The sequence below is a fragment of the Aquabacterium sp. genome (genome assembly GCF_014378415.1).
In the GTDB taxonomy this organism is placed as follows: Bacteria; Pseudomonadota; Gammaproteobacteria; order Burkholderiales; family Burkholderiaceae_C; genus Aquabacterium.
The window spans coordinates 1-17,379 of sequence record NZ_JACMNS010000117.1 but is presented as its reverse complement, the minus strand read 5'-3'; the positions used below and the strand labels follow the sequence as shown (position 1 = coordinate 17,379).

General features: G+C 64.6%; 18 protein-coding genes. 12 read left to right on the top strand and 6 right to left on the bottom strand.

All coding sequences use genetic code 11. The annotated features are described in order from the left end of the window. Positions 1 to 86 precede the first annotated feature (86 nt). The 9 genes from H7225_RS10960 (at position 87) to miaB (ending at position 6,933) form a co-directional block, all read left to right on the top strand. On the top strand, positions 87 to 584 hold the full coding sequence (locus tag H7225_RS10960; protein ID WP_290661753.1) for a GAF domain-containing protein: 498 nt from the start codon (positions 87 to 89) through the stop codon (positions 582 to 584). Continuing rightward, positions 574 to 1,002, top strand: coding sequence for a response regulator (locus tag H7225_RS10955; protein ID WP_290661751.1), 429 nt, complete (start codon positions 574 to 576; stop codon positions 1,000 to 1,002). The genes H7225_RS10960 and H7225_RS10955 overlap by 11 nt, the downstream gene beginning before the upstream one ends. After that, complete coding sequence (gene murU / locus H7225_RS10950; RefSeq protein ID WP_290661749.1) at positions 999 to 1,694, top strand: N-acetylmuramate alpha-1-phosphate uridylyltransferase MurU; 696 nt, start codon at positions 999 to 1,001, stop codon at positions 1,692 to 1,694. Before H7225_RS10955 ends, murU begins: the two co-directional genes overlap by 4 nt. A 12-nt stretch (positions 1,695 to 1,706) precedes the next feature. After that, positions 1,707 to 1,940, top strand: coding sequence for an S-adenosylmethionine decarboxylase (locus H7225_RS10945; protein WP_290661747.1), 234 nt, complete (start codon positions 1,707 to 1,709; stop codon positions 1,938 to 1,940). A 165-nt stretch (positions 1,941 to 2,105) separates the two neighbouring features. Then, complete coding sequence (locus tag H7225_RS10940) at positions 2,106 to 2,921, top strand: PEP-CTERM sorting domain-containing protein (protein ID WP_290661745.1); 816 nt, start codon at positions 2,106 to 2,108, stop codon at positions 2,919 to 2,921. A gap of 198 nt (positions 2,922 to 3,119) precedes the next feature. Continuing rightward, the gene (locus tag H7225_RS10935; protein ID WP_290661743.1) at positions 3,120 to 3,941 is read left to right on the top strand and encodes a PEP-CTERM sorting domain-containing protein; all 822 of its coding nucleotides are present in this window, start codon (positions 3,120 to 3,122) and stop codon (positions 3,939 to 3,941) included. 221 nt (positions 3,942 to 4,162) lie between these two features. Next, positions 4,163 to 5,011, top strand: coding sequence for a PEP-CTERM sorting domain-containing protein (locus tag H7225_RS10930; protein ID WP_290661741.1), 849 nt, complete (start codon positions 4,163 to 4,165; stop codon positions 5,009 to 5,011). A gap of 162 nt (positions 5,012 to 5,173) precedes the next feature. Beyond that, on the top strand, positions 5,174 to 5,563 hold the full coding sequence (locus tag H7225_RS10925) for a hypothetical protein (protein ID WP_290661739.1): 390 nt from the start codon (positions 5,174 to 5,176) through the stop codon (positions 5,561 to 5,563). 8 nt (positions 5,564 to 5,571) lie between these two features. Further along, positions 5,572 to 6,933 carry a tRNA (N6-isopentenyl adenosine(37)-C2)-methylthiotransferase MiaB gene (gene miaB, locus H7225_RS10920; protein ID WP_290661738.1) on the top strand — a complete coding sequence of 454 codons (1,362 nt, stop codon included), beginning with the start codon at positions 5,572 to 5,574 and terminating at the stop codon, positions 6,931 to 6,933. Here the strand turns inward: miaB and H7225_RS10915 are convergent, their stop codons facing one another. From H7225_RS10915 to H7225_RS10900, 4 genes are read right to left on the bottom strand one after another with little or no spacing between them, the layout of a single operon-like run. After that, entirely contained in the window at positions 6,934 to 7,206 is a 273-nt protein-coding gene (locus tag H7225_RS10915) for a DUF4404 family protein (RefSeq protein ID WP_290661736.1), read from the bottom strand. A 30-nt stretch (positions 7,207 to 7,236) separates the two neighbouring features. Continuing rightward, complete coding sequence (locus H7225_RS10910) at positions 7,237 to 8,469, bottom strand: 8-amino-7-oxononanoate synthase (protein WP_290661734.1); 1,233 nt, start codon at positions 8,467 to 8,469, stop codon at positions 7,237 to 7,239. Positions 8,470 to 8,498: 29 nt separating this feature from the next. Continuing rightward, positions 8,499 to 9,686, bottom strand: coding sequence for a PLP-dependent aminotransferase family protein (locus H7225_RS10905; protein ID WP_290661732.1), 1,188 nt, complete (start codon positions 9,684 to 9,686; stop codon positions 8,499 to 8,501). Beyond that, the gene (locus tag H7225_RS10900) at positions 9,686 to 10,567 is read right to left on the bottom strand and encodes a DMT family transporter (protein WP_290661729.1); all 882 of its coding nucleotides are present in this window, start codon (positions 10,565 to 10,567) and stop codon (positions 9,686 to 9,688) included. Before H7225_RS10900 ends, H7225_RS10905 begins: the two co-directional genes overlap by 1 nt. 156 nt (positions 10,568 to 10,723) lie before the next feature. Between H7225_RS10900 and H7225_RS10895 the strand changes: the two genes are divergently transcribed. Next, positions 10,724 to 12,184 (top strand): PLP-dependent aminotransferase family protein, encoded by a 1,461-nt coding sequence (locus H7225_RS10895; protein ID WP_290661727.1) that lies wholly within the window; start codon positions 10,724 to 10,726, stop codon positions 12,182 to 12,184. 259 nt (positions 12,185 to 12,443) lie between these two features. Here the strand turns inward: H7225_RS10895 and H7225_RS10890 are convergent, their stop codons facing one another. After that, positions 12,444 to 13,478: a nitronate monooxygenase gene (locus H7225_RS10890; RefSeq protein WP_290661725.1), complete on the bottom strand. Its 1,035-nt coding sequence runs from the start codon at positions 13,476 to 13,478 to the stop codon at positions 12,444 to 12,446. A gap of 396 nt (positions 13,479 to 13,874) precedes the next feature. On the opposite strand from H7225_RS10890, the gene H7225_RS10885 reads away from it, so the two are divergent. Further along, positions 13,875 to 15,521 carry a GMC oxidoreductase gene (locus H7225_RS10885; protein ID WP_290661723.1) on the top strand — a complete coding sequence of 549 codons (1,647 nt, stop codon included), beginning with the start codon at positions 13,875 to 13,877 and terminating at the stop codon, positions 15,519 to 15,521. On the opposite strand, the gene H7225_RS10880 is transcribed toward H7225_RS10885, so the two are convergent. Continuing rightward, complete coding sequence (locus H7225_RS10880; protein ID WP_290661721.1) at positions 15,499 to 16,989, bottom strand: PLP-dependent aminotransferase family protein; 1,491 nt, start codon at positions 16,987 to 16,989, stop codon at positions 15,499 to 15,501. The genes H7225_RS10885 and H7225_RS10880 overlap by 23 nt on opposite strands. 81 nt (positions 16,990 to 17,070) lie before the next feature. On the opposite strand from H7225_RS10880, the gene H7225_RS10875 reads away from it, so the two are divergent. Next, positions 17,071 to 17,379: pyridoxamine 5'-phosphate oxidase family protein (locus tag H7225_RS10875; RefSeq protein WP_290661719.1), on the top strand; the 309-nt coding region annotated here is incomplete at its 3' end.

The window sequence follows — 17,379 nt, the reverse complement described above, 5'->3', positions numbered from 1 at the left end:
TCCGTGAAGCGCCACCATCCAATTCAAAGGGCTCATGTGCACAACATGAGCCCTTTTTGCTGGGCGCCTCGGTATCATCCAAACGCATGAAAGCCGCCCCCATCCCCGCCAACGACCAACAACGCCTGCAGGCCCTGCGCGACCTGCTCATCCTCGACACCCCGGCTGAAGAACGCTTCGACAAGCTCGTGGCGTTCGCGGCCGGCGAATTCGACATGCCGATCGCCCTGATCTCGCTGGTGGATGAAAACCGCCAGTGGTTCAAGGCCAAGGTGGGCTTGACCACGTGCGAGACCTCCCGAGACATCTCCTTTTGCGCGCATGCCCTGGAGTCACCCGATTTTCTGATCGTGCCCGACACGCGCGCAGACGAGCGCTTCAAAGACAACCCCCAGGTCACCGGCGACCCGCTCATGCGCTTCTACGCCGGCGCGCCGCTCGTGCTGCCATCGGGCCACGTGGCCGGCACCCTGTGCCTGATCGACCAGAAGCCGCGCCAGTTGGACCCGCTCGACCTGTCCATCCTGGGCGCGCTGCGGGATCTGGCGCTCAACGAACTGGTGAGAGAACACCGTGGCGCCTGATCGCAGCACTGATCGCAGCACCAAACGCTTCTCCCTGCTGCTGGTCGAGCCTTGTTCGATTGTGCGCAGCACGATCACCTCGGTCGCGCGCAGCCTGGACATCGTCGACATCCAGGAAGCGCCCAGCATTGAGGCAGCCGCCCCCTTGTTGCACGCCCACGCCTTCGACGGCTTGGTGATCGCCCTGGGCGACGACTGCGCCGGGCTGGCATTGATCAAACGCATTCGCGACGGCAGCACCGCCAGCCCCACCACCGCAGCGGTGGCCATCACCACCCAGAGCGTGGACCAGGACAGCATCGCCGCGTTGAAACGACTGGAGGTCAAGCGCGTGCTGCTCAAGCCCTTCAAGGTCAAGACCATCCTGCAAACCATTACCGCCTTCGCGCAAACTGCCCGGCACAACGAACCCTCATGACCCTGCCCGCCCTGATCCTGGCCGCTGGACGCGGCGAGCGCATGCGCCCCTTGACGGACCACACCCCCAAGCCGCTGCTCAAAGTCCGTGGCAAACCACTGATTGAATGGCACCTCGAGGCACTGGCGCGCGACGGCGTGCGCGAGGTCGTCATCAACACGGCCTGGCTGGAAGATCAATTCCCCGCCGCTTTGGGCGATGGCTCGCGCTGGGGCCTGCACCTTCGATACTCCATGGAAACCCGTGACCACGGCGGCGCTTTGGAAACCGCTGGGGGCATCGCCAAAGCGCTGCCCTGGTTGGGCGAGGCCTTCTGGGTCTTGGCCGGCGACGTCTTCGCCCCGGACTTCCGATTCGACGACGAAACAGCGCAACGCTTTGCCCAGGGCACCGACTGGGCCCATTTGTGGATGGTGAGCAACCCACCCCACAACCCGGGTGGCGACTTCGCCTTGTCGCTTGAAGGCCGGGTGCTGCGCAAAGACAAAGCGCCACCCGCCACTCCTTGCTGGACCTACTCCACCATCGGCCTTTACCGGGCAGCGATGGTGGATGAGGTCGTGGTGGGCAGCCGGACCGCGCTGCGCCCCTGCCTGGACAGGGCCGTTGACCAAGGCCGCCTGAGCGCCGAGGTTCACACAGGGCAGTGGGTCGATGTCGGCACGCCCGCACGGCTGGCGGAGTTGGGCTAATGCTTTCATGCCTTGCCGGCCGAATCACGCCTGGCCGTGCACACCTGGCCCGAATCAGGCGTGGTCATCCTGGATGTGTTCGTCTGCAATCGGCGCAGCGACAACTCAGCCTCCGCGCACCAGGTCTTGAATCAACTGCTTGACGAGTTCAAGCCGAGCCGCTGTCAAGTGCAGGAAGTGCCTCGTATTGCGCAGAATTGCGCATTTTTTTGTTTCAAAATGCCACAACGTGACTTTCTGCACTGAGGAAAGTTAAGTAGTTCCCCTGACAAACGGTTACACAATCGGTAGAACCCTGTAGGCGCCCCGGCCAGTCATGGCTAGAGTGGACTCGTCGAAGAGGTCAACCGGTCTCCTTGTTGACGTTGAGAAATCATCGAAAAAAGACCGTATTCACAGTGGAGAAATTAAATGAAATTTGCATTGAAAACTTTGGTGGCCACGGCTGCATTCGTGGCTGCTGGCGTTGCAAGCGCCACTCCTTACGCTGGCAGCTGGAGCTTTGTCTCCGGCACGGGCGGCCTGACCTTCTCGTCTGACGCTCTGTCGGCCCTGAGCGCTTCGGGCTCCAACATCATCACTGCGGCTGTCATCCCCACCGTTCCTGGCCTGCCAGGCGCTGGCTTGGCCAACACGGCTGTGTACACCAAGGCCACCGGCAACGTGAGCCTGACATTCAACGCCGCCGCCATCACTGGTGACACGTTGACTTCGCTGCAAGCGGCCAACTCGTTGGTGAACATCCGCCGCTCGGTGTTCAACGATGATGGCTCGATCAGCCAGTACAACATCTACATGGCTAACTTCGACGTTAACCTGGGCAACTCGACGATTTACGCGAACCTGTATTCGCGCACTGATGTTGGTGCCATGGTCGTTTACGGCAAGCAAGCCATTTTCACGGCTGACGTTCCTGGCGTCATCGGTGGCACGGGTGGCAACATCGAAGTGACCTCGGTTACTGGTGGCGTGGCCAATGGCGTGGCCAGCGGCAGTTTGGCTGGCTCTCTGCGCATGAATGCCACCACGGCCACCAACATCCTGACCGCCTTGAACCTGTCGACCTCAGCCACTGATCCTGTCGCCATCCTGGTGCGCACGGCCAACTGGGGTGGCACGCAAGCTGGCGGCACCTTCGCCGCCGTCCCTGAGCCATCAACCTACGTGCTGCTGGGCGCTGGCCTGCTGGCCGTTGGTGCCATGGCTCGCCGCCGCAAGGCTGCCTGATTGGCCTTGAATCCGGCTTCGGCCGGATTTTGAGTAAAAGCAAATGCCGCCCTGATGCCAGGGCGGCATTTCCGAAGTCGGAAACACGCTATTTACCCTGTTAGGGGAAGCCTTGCACCCATGGGGCCGTGTCGCCGCTAAAATTGGGCCATCGCCGAGGATTCCGATTTCCTCGCCAACCTTAACGGAGCTCTGCACATGAAATTCGCATCCAAAACCATCCTGGCCGCCGCCGCCTTCATCGCCGCAGGCGCTGCCTCAGCCGCCTCCGGCTACGTCTGGAATGCCGGCACTGGCAACGGTGGCTTGACGTTTTCGAGTGACGCGCTGTCAGCTCTGAGCGCCTCTGGCTCGAACATCATCACCGCCACCACCATTCCAAGCGTGCCTGGCTTGCCTGGCACTGGCGCCACCAACACGGCCATCTACAGCAAGAGCACCGGAAATGTCAGCCTGGCATTCAACAACGCCACGGGCGTCGGCGACACACTGACAACCCTGCAAGCCGCCAAATCGCTGGTGAACATCCGCCGCTCGGTGTTCAACGACGACGGCTCGATCTCGCAGTACAACATCTACATGGCTGAGTTCGATGTCAATCTGTCCAACTCAACGATCTACGCCAACCTCTACTCACGCACAGACGCCGGCACTTTGGTGACCTACGGCAAACAGGCCATCTTCACGGCTGATGTGGCTGGGGTCGTCGGTGGCACGCAGGGCAATATCGTGGTCGATAGTGTGTCGGGCGGCACCGCCTACGGTCATGCCAGCGGCAGCCTGGCTGGCAGCCTTCGCATGAACGGCACCACGGCCACCAACATCCTGGCCGCGTTGAACCTGTCGACTGCATCCAACGATCCCGTGGCCATCCTGGTTCGCACGGCCAACTGGGGCACGACCAGTGCTGCCGGCACGTTCACGGCGCCTGCTGCCATTCCTGAACCTTCCACCTACGCTTTGATGGGCCTGGGCATGGTCGGCATTGCGGGGCTGCGCCGCCGCCTCACCAAAGCCTGATCAGAGTCATCCCTCACACTAAGCCGCCCACCTCGGGCGGCTTTTTTTTCGCTGAGATCCTCCCGGACTCAATTAAAACAGCTTGTAGCCCACGGGCGAACCCTGAAGACAATCGCGCCCCGTCTGAATAAAATCAGAGCGCCCTCAAAAGGCAGAGCAGGGAGGCGCTTTGCAATGCCCAGGAACCTCCCCTCATCCACGATGAAATCAGGAGAGTTCCCATGAAATTTGCCGTCAAGTACATCTCGTTCGCCGCCGCGTTGGTGGCCGCCAGCGCAGCCAGCGCAACACCTTTTGCCGGGGGCTGGGAGTTGGCCTCGGGCACCGGAGGCCTGACTTTCTCGTCTGACGCTCTGTCGGCCCTGAGCGCTTCGGGCTCCAGCATCCTCACTGCGCCTGTCATCCCCACCGTTCCTGGCTTGCCAGGCGCTGGCGCCACCAACACGGCCGTGTACACCAAGGCCACCGGCAACGTGAGCCTGGCGTTCAACACCGCCACCATCACCGGTGACACGTTGACTTCGCTGCAAGCGGCCAACTCCTTGGTGAACATCCGCCGCTCGGTGTTCAACGATGACGGCTCGATCAGCCAGTACAACATCTACATGGCCAACTTTGACGTTAACCTGGGCAGCTCAACGATTTTCGCGAGCCTGTATTCACGCACTGCCGCCGGCACCCTGATCAGCTATGGCAAGCAAGCCATCTTCACGGCTGACGTTCCTGGCGTCATCGGTGGCACGGGTGGCATCATCCAAGTGACCTCGTATACCACCGGTGGCGGCGTGACCAACGCCGAGGCCAGCGGCAGCTTGGCTGGCGCCCTGCGCATGAATGGCACCACGGCCACCAACATCCTGACCGCTTTGAACCTGTCGACTGCAGCCAATGACCCTGTCGCCATCCTGGTGCGCACCGCCAATTGGGGCACTACGCAGGCGGCAGGTGTGTTCAAGGTGCCTTGCCTGGGCTGCGTCCCACCGTTTCCAGAACCTTCGACCTATGCGATGTTCGGCATGGGCTTGCTGGGCCTGGGTGTGGTCGCTCGCCGACGGGGCAAAGCCGCTTGAGGCCATCCCCGCAGGCTTGAATAAACCGCCCTGGTGAAGCCTCCTCGAACACCAAGTAGGCCGACAGGGCGCTGTGCGCGAGCTTGCCAGGCAGTTCCGTGCGCACTGGGGCGCCTGGCGCTGTAAAATCGAGGGCTCGTTCACAGCCCCTGGATCTAAACCATGCATCGCTGTTTATTGAAGGCCTCGGTCGCCCTGACCCTGGCCATGCCCGTTTTGGCGTCTGCACAAATGCAGGTGCAGCGCAACTTCCCCGCCAACGCCTTGCGTGGTGAGTTGGTCGTTACCATGGCCCCCGAAATCAAGCTCAATGGCCAGGATGCGCGCCTGTCGCCGGGCTCACGCATTCGCGGGCTCAACCAGATGCTGGTCATGTCGGGCGCGATCACGGGCGAGAAACTGGTCGTCAACTACACGGTTGAACCGTACGGCCTGGTGCAGGACGTGTGGGTGCTGCGCCCCGAAGAGATCAAGAAGCTGTGGCCCAAAACCACCCTGGAAGCGGCCACCTGGTCCTTCGACCCCATTGGCCAGACCTGGGCCAAGCCCTGAGATCACCCATGAGCAACACCGACACCCCCACCAAAGCAAGCAAGAAGGTCTACATCAAGACCTACGGCTGCCAGATGAACGAATATGACTCGGGCAAGATGTCCGACGTCATGCGCGCCGCGCAAGGCTATGAACCCACCAATGACCCCGAGCAGGCCGACCTGATCCTGTTCAACACCTGCTCGATCCGCGAGAAGGCGCAAGAGAAGGTCTTCAGCGATCTGGGCCGCGTCAAGCACTTGAAGGACAAGGGCGTGCTGATCGGTGTGGGCGGTTGCGTGGCCAGCCAGGAAGGCGCGGCCATCATCGCGCGGGCGCCTTACGTGGACGTGGTGTTTGGCCCGCAAACACTGCACCGCCTGCCCGCCATGCTGGACAAGCGCATCAGCTCGCGTCGCCCGCAGGTGGACATCAGCTTCCCCGAGATCGAGAAGTTCGACCACCTGCCGCCGCCGCGCAAGGAAGGCGCCTCGGCCTTCGTGTCGATCATGGAAGGCTGCTCCAAATACTGCAGCTATTGCGTGGTGCCGTACACGCGCGGTGAAGAGGTCTCGCGCCCTTTCGAAGACGTGCTGACCGAGGTGGCCGACCTGGCCGACCAGGGCGTGAAGGAGATCACGCTGCTGGGCCAGAACGTGAATGGCTACCGCGGCACCATGGGCGGCACGACCGAGATCGCTGATTTTGCGACCTTGCTGGAATACGTGGCCGAGATGCCTGGCGTGGAGCGCATCCGCTACACCACCAGCCACCCCAACGAGTTCTCGCAACGCCTGATCGATGTCTACGGCAAGACCGACAAGTTGGTGAACCACGTGCACTTGCCCGTGCAGCACGGCTCCGACCGCATCCTGATGGCGATGAAGCGCGGCTACACCTCGCTTGAGTTCAAGAGCACGATCCGCAAGCTGCGTTTGGTGCGGCCCACCATCAGCCTGTCATCAGACTTCATCGTGGGATTTCCTGGTGAGACCGATGAAGACTTCGACAAGATGATGAAGCTGGTGCACGACCTGGAGTTCGATGCCTCGTTCAGCTTCATCTTCAGCCCACGCCCCGGCACGCCGGCCGCCAACCTGGAAGACACCACGCCGCAAGATGTGAAGCTCAAGCGTTTGCAGCATTTGCAAGGCGTGCTGGACACGCACGTGACGCGCTTCAGCGAAGCGCTGATGGGCAAGACGCAGCGCATTTTGGTGGAAGGCCCGAGCCGCAAGGATGCGACTGAGTTGATGGGCCGCACCGAGTGCAACCGCATCGTCAACTTCCCTGGTGGCCCGAACATGGACCGCCTGATCGGCCAGTTGATCGACGTGACCATCACCCAGGCCAATCCGCACTCATTGCGGGCCGAGGTTCTGGTCGCCTGATCAGATCCCCATCTTGCCCAGCGTGTCCATGACGTCACGCAGGGTGCTGGACAGGTAGGGGTGCTCGGCCGAGAAGCGGGCATCAATGGCTTGCGTGCGCTCGTTCAGGCTGGAGACCAGGTCGTCTTCGGGTTGTTCGTTCTCGGCCAGGGCCGTTTGAATGTCCTTGTCCAACGATTTGAGCAACTGCTGCAGCTCCGGGTCGAGCTTGCCGCCCGACTCCAGTTCGCTTTGCAATTGCGCCATCGCGGTCTTCAGCTTGTGGGTGTCCATGGTGAAACTCCTTGTTAAAGCCATCGTAGCTCAGACTGCCTCGGACAGGGCCTGGCACAGGGCATCGACCTGCGCCAAGGTGTGCGCTGCCGACAGGGATATCCGCAAGCGGGCGGTGCCGGGCGGCACGGTCGGTGGGCGGATGGCGGGCACCCACAGGCCTTGCCGATCAAGGTGGGCCATCACGGCCAGGGCGTCCTCGTTGCGGCCGATGATGAGGGGCTGAATGGCGGTCTCGGACGGCATCAGGTGCCAAGTGGGGGGCAGCTTCAAGCCGGCGCGCAAACGGTCTCGCAATTGGGCCAGGTGCTGGCGCCGACCGCCCTCATCCTGGATCACCCGCAGGCTGGCCCGCACGGCCTCGGTCAGCATGGCGGGTGCGGCGGTGGCGAACATGTAAGTGCGCGCTTTTTGCACCTGCCATTCGACCAAGGTGGGCTCGCCCGCCACGAAGGCGCCAGCCACGCCTGCGGCCTTGCCCAAGGTGGCCATGTAGATGAGGCGGTGCAGGCGCCCTTGCCATTCAGGTGACACACCATCGCGCCCCGTGATGCCCCAGTGCGCCAAAGTGCCTTCGCCATGCTCGCCCAGCACGCCAAAACCGTGGGCATCGTCGACCATCAACCAGGCATCGTGGCGTTCGCACAGCGCCAGCAAGGCGGGGATGTCGGCGATGTTGCCGTCCATGCTGAACACCGCGTCGGTGAGCACCAATTTGCGCCGGGCGGTGCTGGCTAGCAAGGCGGCGTCCAGCGCAGCCAAGTCACCGTGGGGCACCACATGCACATCGGCCCGCGACAAACGCGCACCATCGATCAGGCAGGCGTGGTTCAAGGCGTCCGAGAAGATCGCGTCACCCCGGCCCACCAACGCCGGGATGGCCCCCACATTGGCCATGTAGCCCGCCACGAAGGACACGGCACGGGGCAGGCCCACCATGGCCGCCAACTCCAGCTCCAGCGCCTCGTGCGAGGGGCTGTGGCCGCACACCGAGGGTGAGGCGGTGGCACCCACGCCGTAGCGTGCGGCGGCTTGCTGCGCGGCCAGGATCAAGGCGGGGTGCTGCGACAAGCCCAGGTAGTCGTTGCTGCCGAAGGACAGGCGCGTCTGCCCGTTGATCACATAGGTGGTGCCGCGCACATGCTCCTGGTCGGGCGACAGGTCGGCCGGTGGCAACAGGGGCGAGACCTGGCGGCGGTGGCGCAGCAAATGCGCTTGTGCCAGCTCGGCCAGCTCGGGGGCAAACAGGGGCGTGGAAGACATCGCGCAAGCGTACCAGCCTGCACGGCGCTTCAGTGCAGGCAGCAGGCCAGGCGGGCCACGGCCTCGTCGATCTGAGCGGGTGACAAGGTGACGAATGACAGGCGCAGCGTGTTGGACCGCCCCGGCGCGCTGCCGGCGTAGAACGATGCGCCGGGCACATAGGCCACGCCCGCGTCCAGCGCCAGGGGCAGGCGTTGCAGGGTGTCGATCCGATCTGGGCACATCACCCAGAAGAACATGCCGCCCTGGGGCAGCTGCCAGGTGCATCCGCGCGGCAGGTGTTGGGCCAAGGCGCTGGCCATGGCATCGCGCTGGTCTCGGTAGCGGGCACGCACGGTGTCCAGGTGGCCGTCGAGGTCAAAGCCTGAATCCAGCAACTGCATGATGATGCGCTGGTTGAGCGCGGGGGTGTGCAGGTCTGCAGCCTGCTTGGCCTGCAAGAGCTTGGCGCGCAAGGCCAGGGCGCTGGGGTGCTGACCGCTGGGCGTGACGATGAAGCCTACGCGCAAACCCGGCGCCAGCACCTTGGAGAAGGACCCCAGGTAGATCACCTGCTCGGGGGCATGCGCGGCCAGGGGCGGTGGCGGGGGCGTGTCGAACCACAGCTCGCCGTAGGGGTTGTCTTCCACCACGGGCGTGTTGCTTTGCTGGGCCTGCAGCGCAATCTCGCGCCGGCGCGCATCGGCGATGCCATGCCCGCTGGGGTTCTGGAAGCTGGGCACCAGGTAGGCCAGGCGCGCAGGCTCGGCCTTTGACAAAGCCTGTGGCAAGGGCCCCATGGCATCGGATGCCCAGGTCTTGAACACCGGCTCGTAAGGCGCAAACGCCTGCAAGGCGCCCAGGTAGGTGGGCTGCTCCACCAGCACTGGCGAGCCTTCGTCCAGCATGACCTTGCCGACCAGGTCCAGGCCCTGCTGCGATCCCGTGGTGATCAGCACTTGCGAGGCCTCCACCTGCCAAGCACCTTGTGACAAGCGCCGAGCAATCCATTCGCGCAAAGGCGGCAGGCCTTCGGTGGTGGCGTATTGCAAGGCTGCGGCACCTTGCGTGGACAGCACCTGATCGCAGGCCCATCGGAGGGCCTCGATCGGAAAGGATTCGGGCGCGGGCAAGCCACCGGCCATCGACAACACACCGGGCCGTTCGGTGACTTTGAGGATCTCGCGGATGGCCGATGAGTTCATGCGCTGGGTGCGCCGGGCCAAGGTGAACGTCATCACTTCATCTCCCGCCGGGCCGCATGCTGGCCCCAGATCACCACCAGCAACACGGCGCCCGCCACCAGCCACGTCGAGGCATCAACGGCTTCATGCAGCACCAGCACCGACAAGGCGATGGACGTGAAGGGCTGCATCAACTGCAACTGGCTGACACGCATGGGATCGCGGGCCAGGGCGGCGTACCAAGCGAAAAATCCCAGCCAGGTCGAGATCACGGCCACATAGGCGAAGGCGCCCCAGGCCTGCCAGCTCACCGCTTCGGTAGGCCAGGACCAGGCCGCGATCGGCAAGGTGATGGGCAAGGCCGCCACCAGCGCCCATGAGATGGCCTGCGCAGCCGGCATTTGCCGGGACAAGGCGGCCCCAGCCACATAGGCCAGTGACGCGCCCAGCATGGCCACCACGAGCCAGGCATCCGCGCTCACCCAATGGTCGGCGCCATGCGAGCGGGCCACGCCCAGCGCGAACATCAACACCAGCGCGCTGCCCAGGGCTCCGGCGAGCCAGAAAAGCAAGCCCGGTCTTTGCCCCAGCCACCACGAGGCCAGCGCCGCCGTGCACAAAGGCAGCAAGCCCACGATGACGGCCGCGTGCGCCGCAGGCACCACGCGCACCGCCCAGCCCATGCACAGCGGAAAAATCAGCACCGCACCCAACACCACCGCGCCCAGCCATGGCCATTGCGCTTTGGCAGGACGGGCCGCACGCACCACCCACAGGTAAACCAGGGCCAACAAACCAGCGATGGCCCCGCGCCCCACCGCCACGAACAGCGGCGGCAACTGAGGCGCCTCGACCGAGCCATTGGCCAGCCGGGTCATGGGGATGGTCATGGCGAAAAGCAGCACGGCCAGGGCACCCAGCCAGCGTGGTGACATGGGGGGCCTGGCTGCCCAAACAGGGCGGCGGACAAGGACTTGTGGGGTGGTGTTCATCTGTGGCACTCTAGTGGCATTGACCAGCACATCACCAATACACAAAGCCATGTCATTGAACGATCTGTACTGGTCAAGCCACCAACACATCCGCCGACCATGACCACGCCCCTGACCCGCGACAGCGCCCTCACCCTGACCGAGCAACTGGTGGCACGTTTTGCCCAGCGCATCCGCCAACACCTGCTGGCGCCGGGCTCGCGCCTGCCCTCGGTGCGCGAGTGCGCCCAGACCCATGGCGTCAGCCCCTACACGGTGGTTGCGGCCTATGACCAACTGCTGGCGCAAGGGCTGATTGAGTCGCACCGCCAGCGTGGCTTCTTCGTGCGGCAGACGCAGGGCCACGTCCCAGCCAACACCCCGGCACGCGCCACCAAGGCGCCCCACCCTTTCCAACCCCGCACGCCGATCGACGCCACCACGCTCATCAAAGGCATGTTCCACGAGCCCGGCAGCCACCCCATGCCGGGCCTGGGCACCCTGCCGCCCGCCTGGCTGGACGCGGCCATGCTGGGCGCCGCTTTGCGCAAGGTGACCCAGGGCGATCGCCTGCTGCCACTGACCTTGCACTACGGCGAGCCTGCGGGCGATTCGCGGTTTCGAGAGGCCGTGTCACGCAAGCTCGGCGAGTTCGGGCTGAAGACCCATGCGGGCCAGATCATCAGCACCGTGGGCGCCACGCACGCGCTGGACGTGGTGTCGCGCACCTTGCTGCAAGCGGGCGATGCGGTGCTGGTCGATGATCCGGGCTGGGCGATCGAGTTCGCACGGTTGGCCCAGATGGGCATGCGCGTGCTGCCGGTGCCACGCGGCCCTGATGGCCCCGACCTGGCCGTGCTGGACACGCTGTGCAAAGCCCACAGCCCCAAGCTGTACGTGACCGTGTCGGTGCTGCACAACCCCACCAGCGCCTTGCTGTCGCCCGGCCATGCGCACCAAGTGCTGCGCCTGGCCGAAGCGCACGATTTCCACATCCTGGAGGACGACATCTACGCCTACCTGGCGCCGGCCCACGCCACGCGCCTGTGTGTGCTCGATGAGTTGCGCCGCACGATCTCGGTGGGCAGTTTCTCAAAGATCCTGACGCCAAGCTGGCGGGTGGGCTACATCGCCGCGCCATCGCACTTGGTGGACCGCATCATCAACACCAAACTGCTGACCACCCTCACCACGCCCCCCATCCTGGAACAAGCGTTGGCGCTGTGCCTGGAGCAAGGCCAGTTGCGCCGCCACAGCGAACGCGTCATCCAGCAACTGGACGTGGCCCGCGCACGCTGCCTGCAACTGGCGCGGCAATCGGGTTGCCATTTCGCGGCCCAGCCGCAAGGCCTGTTTGGCTGGATGGACGTGGGCGTGGACACCGAACGCCTCACCCTGCCCATGCTGGACGCCGGCTGGTTGATCGCGCCCGGCGCCTTGTTCCATGCACAGCGGCAGGCCAGCACCCTCATGCGCATCAACTTCGCGAGTTCGCAAGACGCGCGCTTCTGGAAGGCCCTGGTGGCCGCCCGCAAGCAAGCGCAAACGTCGCCCTCAACGCTGAGCAAGCGCGCTCAGTAAGGCCGCAACGTCAAAAAACGCGTGGACCAACATCAGCGCGGCAACCGCGTTCCACTTCACGACGCGCACTTGGCATCTGCCACCAACAAAACCTCGGGGGCCAGAGAAATCGCACTGGACGCACTGCAACACCCTTCGCCGCCTCAGAACCCTGAGACGGGCGCAACTCACCTCGATTATTCATCGGGACCTCTTCGAGGAGCCCCGTTGTGCTGCGCGTTGGCAGGTCGCGCTGTGTTGTGCCCGCGAGAAAGCGCCCTCAGCGTTGTTGACCCCGAGCATTGAGAATGTCGGCCGCTTGCCGCATCACACGGTCAATGATCTCGGACACCGTGGGCATGTCATGCACCAAGCCTTGCGATTGCCCGATCAGTTGCACGCCTTCATCATGATCGCCCTGGTGGATGGCTTTGCGCATGGCCAAGGTGGCCGCGCCAAAGTAGGCCACTTTGATGGCCCCCACCACACCCTGCCGCAAGGCATCGCGCATCAAGGGCCACAGTGGCGTGTTGAGCTCGCGCGCCGCGCGCCACGACCGCACGATCACCAGCCCGGGGCCCAGTCGCCGCGCCGTGTATTTCTGGCCGCCCGGGGTGCGCATGACGCGGCATGGAAAGGTGTCAAAGTTGGACGAGTAGATGGTGTCTTCGGCCGGCTTGTCGATGATCAACTGCTTGGTGGCCGCGTGCACCACGCTTTCACGCGAGGTGGCAAAGCGGGTGCCCATGGCCACCGCGTCCGCGCCCAGCGCCAAGGCTGCCACCAGGCCCCGGCCATCAGCAAAGCCCCCCGCGGCGATGATGGGCAAGTCGGTCATGTCGCGCACGGCAGGCACCAGCACCAGCGAGGTCACCGCGCCGCCATGCGCGGCGGCTTCATGGCCGGTCACGATCAGGGCATCGACGCCCATGTCGATGGCCGAGCGGGCGTGCTTTTCATTGGACACGGTGGCGATGACCTTGCCGCCGTAGGCATGGGCCGCTTGCACCACCCATTCGGCGCGGCCCATTGACACATTGATGACGGGCACGCGTTCTTGCAAGGCCACGCGCGCGCATTCGGTGGCGCCCGGCAGCAACAGGCTGCAGCCAACGCCAAAGGGTTTGTCGGTCAGGGCGCGCACCTGTTGGATGGCCAGGCGGCATGCTTCAGCCGACAAGCCGCCCGAGGCCAGGATGCCCAAGCCGCCCGCGTTGCTGACGGCGGCCACCAGTTCGGGCACGGCGACATAGGTCATGCCGGGCAGGACGATGGGGTGTTCAATGCCCAGGAGGGTGGTGATGCGGGTCTTCATGGTTCAGGGAGCAGAGTGTAGTGGTGCTTGTTGACACCATGGGGGCGCTTTGTCTTGGCAGCGCGGGGCTGGGGCTGGGGCGGTCTCCGGCAGGGCTTCAGCTTGGTGGTCCCGCTGTTAGCGGGACTGCCTTGCGATGCTCGTGCCGAGGTGGGGCCGTGGAACTCACTGCGCGGATTGCATCCGCTTCGTTCAAACAACCACGGCCAGTCAGATGTTGATGCACGCTGTCGCGTGCCCACCTCGGCACTCCGCTTCTCAGCACCAAGCCAGTCGCCCCGCCCGCCTCCGCCTGATCCCCGATTCAAGGGGCCCGCGCACATTCCAAGGGAATGCACCGCCCGTGCCAACACCCACCAGCCTCAAAAATCGAGACGCATTGTGGCGTGTTGTTTCATGTGGTCTCGTCGTCGTTTCCTGGGCCACTCGGCCCTGCAGGCCGCCAGCGTGCTGGGCCTGTCCGGTTTTTCATTGAACGGCCAGGCGGCGTCCAGCCGCGTGTTCAACGAATCACTGGCCCAACCGCGCGCGGCACTGGGCAGCCTGGGCCGCGTGCCCGCCATCGTCATCGGCACCGGTTATGGCGGCGCGGTCACCGCCCTGCGCCTGGCCGAGGCCGGCGTGCCCGTGCTCATGCTGGAGATGGGCCAGCTGTGGACCCAACCCGCCAGCGATGGCAGCATCTTCACCAAGACCTTGTCGCCTGATGGCCGCGCCATGTGGTTCAAGGACCGCACCGAGGCACCGCTCAAGACCTTCCTCGGCCTGGACGTCATCAACCGCAAGATCCCGCGCTATGGCGGCGTGCTGGACCGCGTCAACTACGACGAAATGTCGGTGTACGTGGGGCGCGGCGTGGGCGGTGGATCGCTGGTCAATGGGGCCATGGCCGTGACGCCGCCACGCGGCTACTTCGAGCAAATGCTGCCCGAGGTGAACGCCGACGAGATGTACGCCAAGTACTACCCCCGCGCCAACGGCCTGCTGGGCGCCAACCACGTTGACCCGGCCTGGTTTGAGAAGGCCGACTGCTACCGCTTCGCCCGCGTCTCGCGCGATCAGGCGCAGCAAACCGGCTTGAAGACCGTGTTCGTGCCCAGCGTGTATGACTTCAAATACATGGCGGCCGAGCAGGCCAAGAAGGTGCCCCGCTCAGCCCTGGCGCAAGAGGTGATCTACGGCAACAACGCGGGCAAGCTCAGCCTGGACAAAACCTACCTGGCCGACGCCGTGGGCACGGGCCGCGTCACCATCTACACGCTGCAACAGGTACGCCGCATCGAGCAGCAGGCCAATGGCGACTACCTGCTGAGCGTGCGCGCCATTGATGCCTACGGCAACGTGCTGGCCGATGTGCAGATTGCATGCGGCCACCTCTTCCTGGGGGCGGGCAGCCTGGGCACGACCGAGCTGTTGGTGCGCGCCCGCGAGACCGGCACCCTGCCCGGTTTGAATCAAGCGGTGGGCGAAGGCTGGGGCCACAACGGCAATGTGATGGCCGCGCGCGCCAACCACCTCTGGAACCCCACCGGCGCGGTTCAATCGACCATGCCGGCCATGGGCATCAACGATTGGGACAACCCGGTCAACCCGGTGTTTGCCGAGATCACGCCCTTGCCCACGGGCTTTGAAAACTGGGTCAGCATGTACCTGGCCATCACGCGCAACCCCGAGCGCGGCCGCTTTGAATACGATGCCGCCACGGATTCGGCCAAGCTGCGCTGGACCCGCGCGCAAAACGCCACCACGGTCAACGCGGCCAAGACCTTGTTCGACCGCATCAACCGCAAGCAGGGCACGGTCTACCGCACCGACCTGTTTGGCGGCGGCAAGGTCTTTGCCGATGATTTTTGCTATCACCCGCTGGGTGGCTGCGTGCTGGGCAAGGCCACCGACAACATCGGCCGGGTCAAGGGCCACGACCGCCTGTACGTGACCGATAGCTCGCTGATCCCAGGCTCCATCGGCGTCAACCCTTTCGTCACCATCACAGCCCTGGCCGAGCGCAACATCGAACGCGTCATCGCGCAAGACCTGCGCTGATGGCGCGCACCAGCTGCTTCACGCGGGTGTCCATCTGCTCGGCTGGCAGGTTGGCATAGCCAATGACCAGGCCATTGAGGGGTGGCCCGCCCGTGCCATAGGCCGACAGGGGGCGCGGGCTGAGCCCCTTCTTCATGGCGGCCTGCGCCGCGTCTGCATCGGGGATGTCGGGGGGCAAGGTCAGCACCAGGTGCAGGCCACAAGCACCACCCAGCACCTCGCCAGGCCAAGGCCAGTGGCGTGACAAGGCCTCACGCAAAGCCGCCTGGCGCTGGGCGTACAGCTGGCGCATCTTGCGCAGGTGCTTGGTGAAATGGCCTTCGTTGATGAAGGCCGCCAGGGCAGTTTGCTCGGCGGGCAGGCCACGCCTGACCAGGTCGCCCAGCGCGCCTTGCAAACGGTCTGACAAGCTGGCGGGCACCACCATGAAACCCAGGCGCAAGGCCGGGAACATCGATTTACTGAACGTGCCCAGGTAGATCACTGGCGCGTGCGGTACCAGCCCTTGCATGGCGGCCAGGGGCGGCCCGTCATGGCGAAACTCGCTGTCGTAGTCGTCTTCAAGGATCCACGCGCCTGCGGCCTGGGCTTGTTCGATCAGGGCCAGGCGGCGCGCCAAAGGCATCACCGAACCCAGTGGGTACTGGTGCGATGGCGTGGTGTAAATCAGGCGCGGCGGCTGCCTGCGCCAAAGTGCCTTGGGCGGTGCCAGGCCTTGCTCGTCCATGGGCACCGGCACCACCTTCAGCCCCGCCGCCAGGCAGGCCACGCGGGCACCGCCATAGCCCGGGTGCTCAATCCAGGCCCGCTGCCCCACATCAGCCAGGGCATGGGCGCACAGGCTCAAGCTGTCTTGCGTGCCATCGGTCACGATGACTTGGTCCAGCGTGCAGACCACACCGCGTGCAGCACGCACATAAGTGGCGATGGCCTGGCGCAGCTCCAGCTCGCCCACGGCAGGCCGGTAGCTGAGCAGGTCGGGGCTTTGGTCGCGCCAGGCCGCGTTCAACAAGCGCCGCCAGGTGCGCAAAGGGAACTCGTCCAGCGCGGGAATGCCAGGCATGAAGGGCATCAGGTCCTGCTCGGCCGTTCGGCGGCGGTTGAAGGCTTGAATGCGATCAGACAAGGCGGGTGGCGGTGCTGCGAGCCCAGCGGTTGGCACGCTTGACACTGCCTGGCCGGTGGCGACTGCGGCGCGCCGATCCGGCAAGGCGGCCACCACGGTGCCCTGGCGGCTGGCCTGCACATAGCCTTCCGCCCCCAACTGTTCATACGCGTGGATGACGCTGTTGCGCGCCAGGCCCAGTTCATGCGCCAACACGCGGCTGGCGGGCAAGGCGCTGCCCGCAGGCAGGCGGCCATCCAGGATGGCCTGGCGCAGCAGCTCGTACAGGCGCCGCTGCCGAGGCAAGGCATGGCCTTTGGCGCGCAGCAGGCGGCGGTCGAGCAGCAAGGTCAGGTCGGTCATGGGCTTGCGTTTATGAATTTTCGTGGCCCCATCATTTTGCATTCAGGTGGGTCTTTTCATGGGGCCATGTTTTGCCTATCGTTGAGGCTCACTCACGAACAGGGACCACCACAGCATGACCACCACCTTCGCACCGCCCCCACCGAACGCAGCCGTGTCCGCCGCGCTGAAGACCGTGGTCACTACGACAGCCACATCATCCACGCCATCGTCGATGCGGCCTACCTGTGCCACGTGTCCTTCGTGGACGAGCGCGGCCCGCTGTGCCTGCCCACCGCCGTGTGGCGCGTGAACGACCACGTGCTCATCCACGGCTCCAACGGCAGCAAGATGATGAAGTCGCTGGCCCAGGGCACGCCTGCCTGCCTGGCCATCACGCACCTGGATGGC